The 8911-nt window shown below is 31.8% G+C and carries 3 protein-coding genes and 1 pseudogene; 2 read left to right on the top strand and 2 right to left on the bottom strand.

Going from position 1 to position 8911, the window contains the following annotated elements; genetic code table 11:
- Positions 1-1285 precede the first annotated feature (1285 nt).
- A pseudogene (locus EV143_RS21085) lies at positions 1286-1945 on the top strand (IS6 family transposase).
- Positions 1946-2316: 371 nt separating this feature from the next.
- Here EV143_RS21085 and EV143_RS21080 read toward each other — a convergent pair.
- Together EV143_RS21080 and EV143_RS21075 are read right to left on the bottom strand one after the other, a co-directional pair.
- Positions 2317-5103, bottom strand: a complete 2787-nt coding sequence (locus EV143_RS21080) for a CheR family methyltransferase (protein WP_133509886.1) — start codon at positions 5101-5103, stop codon at positions 2317-2319.
- A 436-nt stretch (positions 5104-5539) separates the two neighbouring features.
- Entirely contained in the window at positions 5540-6052 is a 513-nt protein-coding gene (locus EV143_RS21075; RefSeq protein ID WP_133509885.1) for a response regulator, read from the bottom strand.
- A gap of 1897 nt (positions 6053-7949) precedes the next feature.
- Between EV143_RS21075 and EV143_RS21070 the strand changes: the two genes are divergently transcribed.
- Entirely contained in the window at positions 7950-8837 is an 888-nt protein-coding gene (locus EV143_RS21070) for a hypothetical protein (protein ID WP_133509884.1), read from the top strand.
- Positions 8838-8911 lie beyond the last annotated feature (74 nt).

Below are 8911 nucleotides of genomic sequence, written 5' to 3'. Positions count from 1 at the left end.
TGATCTCTTTTACAAGAATAGGGTGGTCACTTTAAACCGGAATCAACTGATCTCTTTTACCGGAATGGCATGCTCACTTTTGCCAGAATTTGCACGCTAAAACAATTAAAATCAATTAGATAATATTTATTAACCTACAATTATTATAGTGATTTTCATCTAAATCTTTGATTAATCCATGCAAAAAGTCATTAATTATATAATACTGCTTTTTCCATTAATTTCTATTGCCCGAAATGTTCCTGCATATGAACTCGAGAATCCTCAAGTTCCTATTAGTAAGATGGAAATAATTTTATTTTTTACCGCGATTTATCTTGTTATCTATTATATTTTTAAAAAGAGAAATAAAAATGGCAATAACAGTAAAGATGAATAGATGTTTTATTTTAGGTCGGTTTGATACTCTAAAATTATTTCTGGAAGATGTGTTAAAAACAAATTGGGATATTTTAAAAAGCAAAAACAAATTTCGATTGATTTAGTACAGTTCAAATCTTGGGACTAAATAAAACATAATTTCAAATTACATTTTGGCGCCGAGTGTAATAGATGAATTGCTCAATTAACAAATTCAAAATACGAACTAATATTTACTTATTGATATCTTTATTGAACCTTGATTTGCTATTTCTCGTTATTTTCAACACTCATAAGAACTAAATGCAGAATTGTAAAATTTGAAAAATGGTCACTTTTTCTCTTGTAAATCTATTTTTCTAAATTAAGAAGTTCAATATGCACTGTTTCTCTTTATTCTGTTTTTTGATTTAGTCAACTTTAAAGCTTTTAGATAATTTTAGTATTAAAACTTCTTTTTCCATCATATCAAGAATTTAAAAAGCTCCTCCGTAATGAATTAGCTTTGTTGTTATTAAATTGTATACATTTGATTAAAACTAAATTATGTATACACTTAAAAATATAGATAAGAATGTTCTGAAAATTGGAACGAATCAAGAAATTGAATTCAAAAACCTAATTTCTAAATTAACCCTAATTGATAACAAACAATCTCTTCTCAATTCTAATTTGGAAGTATTAAATCGGAAATTAGATATTATTATTACTTTTTTGGAAAAGAAACCTCGTTAATTTAGATTTTTCAGCAATCACTGACCGAATTCCCTTAAAATAGTTTATTTTTTTAGTTAAAGTTAGTAGCATTTGTAGAAGTTAATTTCATGTTTTTCAAATTGATAGGATTATAAAGTATTACTAAAATATTGGGTTTTGTCGCATCTGGGAATAACTTTTATCTTTAGAATTTTAAATCCATCGAAAAATGAATATTAGTCATTGCTATCCGAAGTCTATTATATTGCAGGCAGTATATTTTAAGCTTAGGCTTACAATAAGCTATCGGGATGTTGAAGAGATCATGAAAATGCGAGGAGTTCATGTTGATCATGCTACCATTCAGCGGTGGGTATAAGTTTGCACCGTTAGTAGAGATGCAAATTAACAAACGCAAAGTACGAGTTGGTGGTAGTTGGAGAATGGAAGAGACTTATATTAAGATTAAATGGCAATGGTGTTATTTATATAGAGCCGTTTATAGGTCTGGTAATACAGTTGATTTCTTATTAACTAAGAGAAGACAGAGAATGAGTGCCCAGTCATTTCTAATTAAAGCAATTAGTAATAACTGTAGCCCAATACTAATAAACATTGATAAAAGTGGTTCTAATTCTACAGCGATCAAAGTCTATAACAAACGTTCTTTCTCAAAGATTAAAATCCGACAGTGTAAATATCTCAACAATATTGTAGAACAGGACCATCGTTTCATAAAGTGGAGGATGTTAATGGTTTAGGTTTTAAAAATTTTGAATCTGCAAAGAGAACTCTAAGCGGTATTGAGGTTGTTCATATTATGCGAAAGATTCAGATGGTTAGACCAGGGATATCTATATTTAAATCATTTTGTAAATTGGCGGGATAACTTTTAAAATACTTAAATTCTTATATTTGATTCTGACAGATTCCCTGATTTTGGTTACTGACTTTAAAATTCTGATTTAATAAATTCGCTGCTGCAGGATATTTAGCAGAGGATATTGTAGTTCTTTAAAATTTTAATTTTGGAATACTGGGCATATTATTTTCCAGCATTATCTTTGCAACAAAAGATCGGCAAGCTTTTATGTTGATTGACGATAATTCTTTGGCCTATTCTTCAACTACCGTACCTGCCTTGACTCCAATGATAAATTCTTGAAATCTCTGATATTATAAATACTTTACGTTCAGCTCTGCTTGTAGGAAGATCTCTAGAAAGATGAACACTTTCAAAAATATCATACTACAATAGTTTTATAATTGATGAACCTGCTTGACAGGTATAAAAATATCAAATTTTGTACCTTCATGGATTTTGCTCGAGGCACTAATATAACCGTGATGGCTATGAACTATTTTTTTGACCAACGTCAATCCTAATCCGCTACCAATATACTGATCATTGTTATGAAGCCTGAAAAAAGGATCAAAGATTTGTTTTTCATACTGCTTGTCAAAACCTATTCCATTATCGCTTACGCTGATTTTTGCAAATGAAATGACGGGATCTCCTCCAATATCAATGATTTCATTAGCGGAAGCAAGGTTTATATCGATATGAATTTCTGGAGTTACATCATCTTTGCTATATTGGATTGCATTTGATAGAATATTTGTAAAAAGCTGGTGAATTTGATTCGGGATTACTTCCAGTTGTGGCAAAGGAGCGACATTAACCACTGCCTTTTTTTGTTTGATGATGTTTTTTAGATTATGAAGGTTTTTTTTGATGATCAAATTCAAGTCTGTTCTTTTATATTCCTTTGTCAGAAAACTGATTTTTGAATATAAAATAAGATCCTCTATGAGTTTTTCCATATTTTCTGCTGAAAATACAATACGTTGCATATAATGCATACTCGATTGGCTTAAGCTTATTTCTTTGTCAAAAATCCGTCTTCCTAGCATCTGAATTTTTTGAAGAGGATCTAATATATTATTAGTTGCTGCCAGAGCAAAAGTCTGCAACAGTTGTTTATTTTCCTGAAGTTCCAAGTTTTTGGCCTCAAATAATTCATATGCGGAATGTATTTCAGTAATATCGAGTAACGCAATTAGAAGTATTCCAACATTTTCTGAACCTGATAACTGTCGAGCACTCACATTCATTATTTTTTTTCCAATCCCTTCAAACTCTATTTCCAACTTAAAATTTTCCAAAACAGTTTTATTTTGCAGCGTATTAATTATTTGTGTCTTAAATCCGGGAATGTTCCACTGAGAATTTGCTGTTTCAAAGAAGTTGTAACCTACGGTGCTATTTGAAGCAGTTTTGAAGTGCTTATAAAAGGCATTATTAGCACTTTTAATTATAAATTTTTTGTCAATGAGCAACACAGGCTCATGAATAGTCTGTATAATTGCTTCTGCAAAATTAGCCATATAGGACAATTGCTTCTGACGCTCCTTAAGTTCCTGACTCATAATTAGCAGTTCTTCAACTGAAGATAAAGACTCATTATAATTTTCTGCCCAATTATTTTTTTGCTTAACTTCCTGGCTGCCGTCTTCAAGTTTAGAGCTATCTGCTGTAGTGTTTTTTCTATTACTCACATTTGTATGGGTTGTAAAAGGGGATTTATTTACATTTTGAACTGGTGGACTTATGCGTGTAAATGAATTCTCGCGTTTGCCAAAATTTACAAATAAATTTTGAATATTTATTAGACTTTCTGATTTAGCCAGAAGCAATACACCTTTTTCCCTCAAAGCATAATGAAATGCACTTAATGCTAAATTTTGGTTAAATGCATCGAAAAATTTGAATACATTGTTACAACACACCAAATCCATTTTAGCCAGTGGGAGATCCTTTACCATATTATGCATTGTAAAAATACACATATCGCGAATTACATCCTTAAGGTAATAACCATCATTCCTTTTTGTGAAATAATTCTGCAGCCTGCTTTGCGATATTTGTTGTACGTCTTGCTCTGTATATACACCTTTTCTGGCTTTAATAATACTTTGTGCAGAAAGGTCAGAGGCGAATATCTGAAGATGAAGGCCTGTGTTATTTGCCTTTAATAAATATTCGTGAAGTGCGATAGCTACCGAATAGGCTTCTTGACCCGAGGAGCATCCTGCTATCCAGATTCGGAGGCTATTATTTATACTATTTTGGATTATTTGAGGAAATACTTCATTTGTCAGGGATTCGTAAAAAGAAGCATCGCTGAAAAATCCGGTCACGGTAATAAGCAGCTCATTAAAGAGCATATCCTGTTCTTTATTATTGTGTTTTAAATAAAGATAATAGTCAAGTAGCGTATCCCTATTGACAGTTACCATTCTATTGGCAATACTTCTTCTTACACCATATTGCTTATAATTGGTGAAATCGCTGCCAGTGCGCAAAAGAATAATATCAACGATTTTAATAATTAATTCCTGCTGATCATTTTCACAGCATTCGTCCTCTTTATAAGCTTTAGCATTAATAAAGCTTCGAATTATTTTTTGAAATAGTGAACCCATACGCTCCGGTGTCTCCACAAAATCAGCTAGTCCGGCAGTAATAACGTTAGCGGGCATTTCCTTCAACTCGGCCGTTTGAGGATCCTGAGCAATGGTAACGGCACCCAGTTCCTTTAACCTCCTAAATCCTTCTATTCCTTGAAAGCCTGTACCCGACAATATTACGCCGATAGCTGCACTTTTGAATATATGCCCAAGTGATGAAAAAAATAAATCTAAATTCGCATCTGCCTTATCAAGACGCGTTAAGTGATGTAATTTGAGAGTACCGTCCTGCACGTTCAATGTACTATTTTCAGGAATAATGTAAATATGATTGGGAGAAAAATGTATTTTATTTATAATGCTGGCAACAGGCAAGATTGTATATTGTGATAGTGTTTCAGCAAGGTTATATGAAAATTCAGGTGAATGCTCTTGTAAAACAACATACGCCATTTCAGAATCTTCAGGTATAGAAGAAATCAATTTAATTAGGGCGTTCAAACCATTGGTTGCGAGGGCAATACCCGTTATCATAAAATGAGAATTTTGCGCTTCATTTTGTAAGGTTATCTCCATTTTGTTTTTATTATTTTGCTAAAATTGGATCTAGCTTAATATAAATCCACTTGGCACAAGCCAATAACTTACTTTTATCTAATACTATACAAATTTAGAAGCGTCAAAATAAAAAAATCTTACATTTACAATACAAATTCTTACATAGTTACTACATCAAAATAAAAACCCTAATTACAAAGCATCTTAAAAAATATGTCACGGGAAGTAAAGTGACCGGCACTATCTAACTCGCTACGGTTGCCTTCCCGGTTTTTGCATTATCAACTGAAGGGGCTAGTACCTATATACATTTATATAGTTAGTTGTTATCTTATTTATTAAATTTTAAAGGTGTGACAACGATGCTTATGTCATTATATAATTAATATTCCCAACAGTTGCTTTCAGTATTAATAAATATAATTTCACTTCATCTTGTATGGGCCAATTGTAATTAAATTAAATATGGGTGTAAAATATCTATAAGTTCTTTAAGGCTTGGCGGCTTTGTGAGAAAGCCTGCCGCACCGGCAGCCTTCAACTGATCCATTGTAATAGGATCGGCCGAGGTAGAAAGGATGATAACCGGTATTTCCTTCAACCCAGGGGTAGTTTTTAATATGGCTAAGAATTCGGGGCCATTTATCACTGGCATATTAATGTCAAGGAAAATAGCATCAGGTATCAGCTCGCTAGTAATCAGTTTTTGTAATGCTTTATTAGCATTAGTAAATGAAAAACAGTTTGTAGTTGCTGATAAGTACTCTATTGCTGCAACGAAAAAGATGATGTCATCATCATCATCGTCAATATGAAAAATTGTTTTATATCCCATCATAGCAAAGTTAAAAAATAATAATGATTTCTGAAATTTTGTTTTATAGGATATTAAGTATTTATTTAAACGAATGTATTTTTTCACTGTGCTGTAAACTTGCACTATTTTTTCAATTAAATTAGAATACAATTAAATTATTTAAAGGTGTCGTCACACCTGGCTTATACGTTTCCTTGATTTTTCGTTTTTGAAAAACGAACATGCTGTATTTAAAGATAAATATTTTTCGGGTAGGGATATCATGTGACGATTATAGAGCATTTCTTTAGACCTAATAGAAATAACTAATTAGAAAAGGCAGACTAGTTAAATTTTTATAAGTCAATCAAATAGATTTAAATTTTTTAGTCTGATATATTATTAATTTTAAGATAATTGATAGGGCTAAATTCTTATCAGAATTTATAGTATTTTTGTAACTTGTAAAAATACTTCAACAAATTTATATCTTACCTGAGAGTTAGCAATTTGATAATCGCGAGGAATTGTATTGTGGTTTGGCCTTCACCTACTGCGGTATATAAATATTAAATTTTTACTCCCAACAATTTGCTCGAAGTGCATACATAGCTGCGATGGTTGCTTATTATTTCTTTATCACTGCAGTTCCAATGCGTTACGCAGTCAGGTAATAGTTAATATGCGATCTATCTACTTCTTTTGTAAATTGATAATATCTTTATTCATTTGCAAGTCTATCATCTGGATTTTAATAAACTGATTAAATAAATATAAAAAGCCTCTGAGATTATAAGAGGCTTTTTAACTTACTTAGTCATGTCGGTTTTATATATTTTTTTAAAATTATCATTTCAGCAAATCAAAATAATAGAAAAGGCATGAATTTGTCGGTGTTACTTCTAAAATTCAAATGGCAGTTATGTAAATGGGGTTACGGCTTTTAGATAAAGAAAATTAAGCGTACTTCAATTCTCTTACTTATACATCAACAAAAAAGCTTTTGCGGCCTGCCTTTTCTAAATTTATATAGTAGAAGATTATGTAAGACAAATATAGGTATTTTGTAGGATATAAGTGTTATAAATTTAAAAAATTTTATTTAAATGTTTTGTATATCAATTAATTAGAAGTAATTTTAAAGTAAGATTGATTTTTTATTTACAATTAAACCGGCATTCGTTGGAATATTTATAAGAGAAAGTCACATCAATCATTTGGCTTCATGAAAAAGTTTGCTGAATTAAAGTTAATGCTTGTAAGATAATTGGAAGTTACCGGAGTTTTTTGTTATATTAATTTATATAACTGCTTCTCCAACTAGAGGAATAAAACTTGTCAGTTTGTTAATCGTTATTATCCAGGTAGATATACCATAAAACCGTTTTTACTTATTTTTAATTATAATGCTATTAATCAGATGAACAATCAGAAACTTTATATTTACGTAGAAATACTAAATATTTTTGTTCAAGACCATACTAGAACATATTCTTTAGTAGAACTGACCGATAAAGTTCTGCCGGTGTTAGATATTGGTTATATTTTAACTGAGAAAGTAGCGCATCAAAGAGCAAATCAAGCAATGGTCTTAGACGTGCTGTTGCTTCTGGATGACGAAAAGATTATCGTATTAGATTCGAATACTGATGAAAGTTTTATACATACGCAGATATTTCTGAGAATATAAAAGCTGCGGATAGTATTGAGTTATAAAAGCCTCTATCTACTTTGAAACATTTTAACCTTATCGCCCTCTTGAAATAAGTTTCCCTACAGGTTAATAAAAAAAATGTTTTCCTATTACTAAATATACAAATAATGTTTACCTATTTGAAAATCAAATGATTATCCTGTTCTTTTACTGAATTGTGACCGTTAGATGATTGATTAGTAATGTTTTATAAAACTGATTGGTGAATTAAGAATAAACTTATAAACATTATGGTAGAAGCTATTAATAAAACGATATATTTGACTGATTAAAAGCGTATTGTGTATTTTCTTATAAGATAAAGTATCTAAAAGATAAGACTTCCATCCAAGCTTAAATTTCCTCCTGATTATCATGAAAAATCTAATGCTCCTTTTAAATAAAGGAAAAGCGATTAGTACCTTTTTGAAAGATAAGCTACCTTTTTCTATTTCCATTTTTTTATGTGCTTTTTTGTTGGTTTTTTCCCCTGTTAATGCAATGCGGGAAAGGAAAAGTTTGAAAAACAACAGCCTGATTTTATCAACGGTAACCGTTGGTACAGGAGGAAATTATACCACTTTAAAGGCTGCTTTTGATGCTCTCAATTCGGGTGTTGTCACCGGTGTAGTAACCATTCAGATTATAAGCAATACCAGCGAGAATGCTATGGCTGCCTTAAATGCAAGCGGTACCGGACTGGCAAACTACAGCTCACTGCTGATCTATGCTACTGGGAGCGGCTATTCAATTAGCGGTAATATTGCCAATCCATTAGTAAGCCTTAACGGTGCTGATAACGTAACAATTGACGGGCGGGTTAATGCCACGGGTACAGCAGCTGATCTTGTCTTTATAAACACTAATACAAGTGCCACTGCAGCTGCATTACGTCTTATTAACTCTGCAGAAAATAATACCGTTAGATATGCCACGCTAAAGGCATCGGGGTTAAACGCTTCGACGGGGATCATTTATTTTGTGTCTTCAGCATCAGGAAATGGAAATGATAATAACATTATTGAATATTGTAATCTGACCAACGCGGGAGTAAACCGCCCCTTGAATGCGATCTTAAGTTATGGAACAGCAGGCCGAGAGAACAGCAGCAATATTATTCGTTCCAATGCCATTTATAATTTTTTTAATGACAGTAACAGTTCCAATGGTATCAATATTTCCGGCAACAGTACAGACTGGAAGATAAATAACAATAGTTTTTATGATACGGCTTCTCTGGTCTGCAAATTCTGGCAAAAGTGAGCATGCCATTCCGGTAAAAGAGATCAGTTGATTCCGGTTTAAAGTGACCACCCTATTCTTGTAAAAGAGATCAG

Source organism: Flavobacterium chryseum, from assembly GCF_004362015.1.
Lineage (GTDB): Bacteria > Bacteroidota > Bacteroidia > Flavobacteriales > Flavobacteriaceae > Flavobacterium.
Note: the sequence above shows the minus strand (reverse complement) of the source record. Positions and strands in the feature narration are given on the sequence as shown.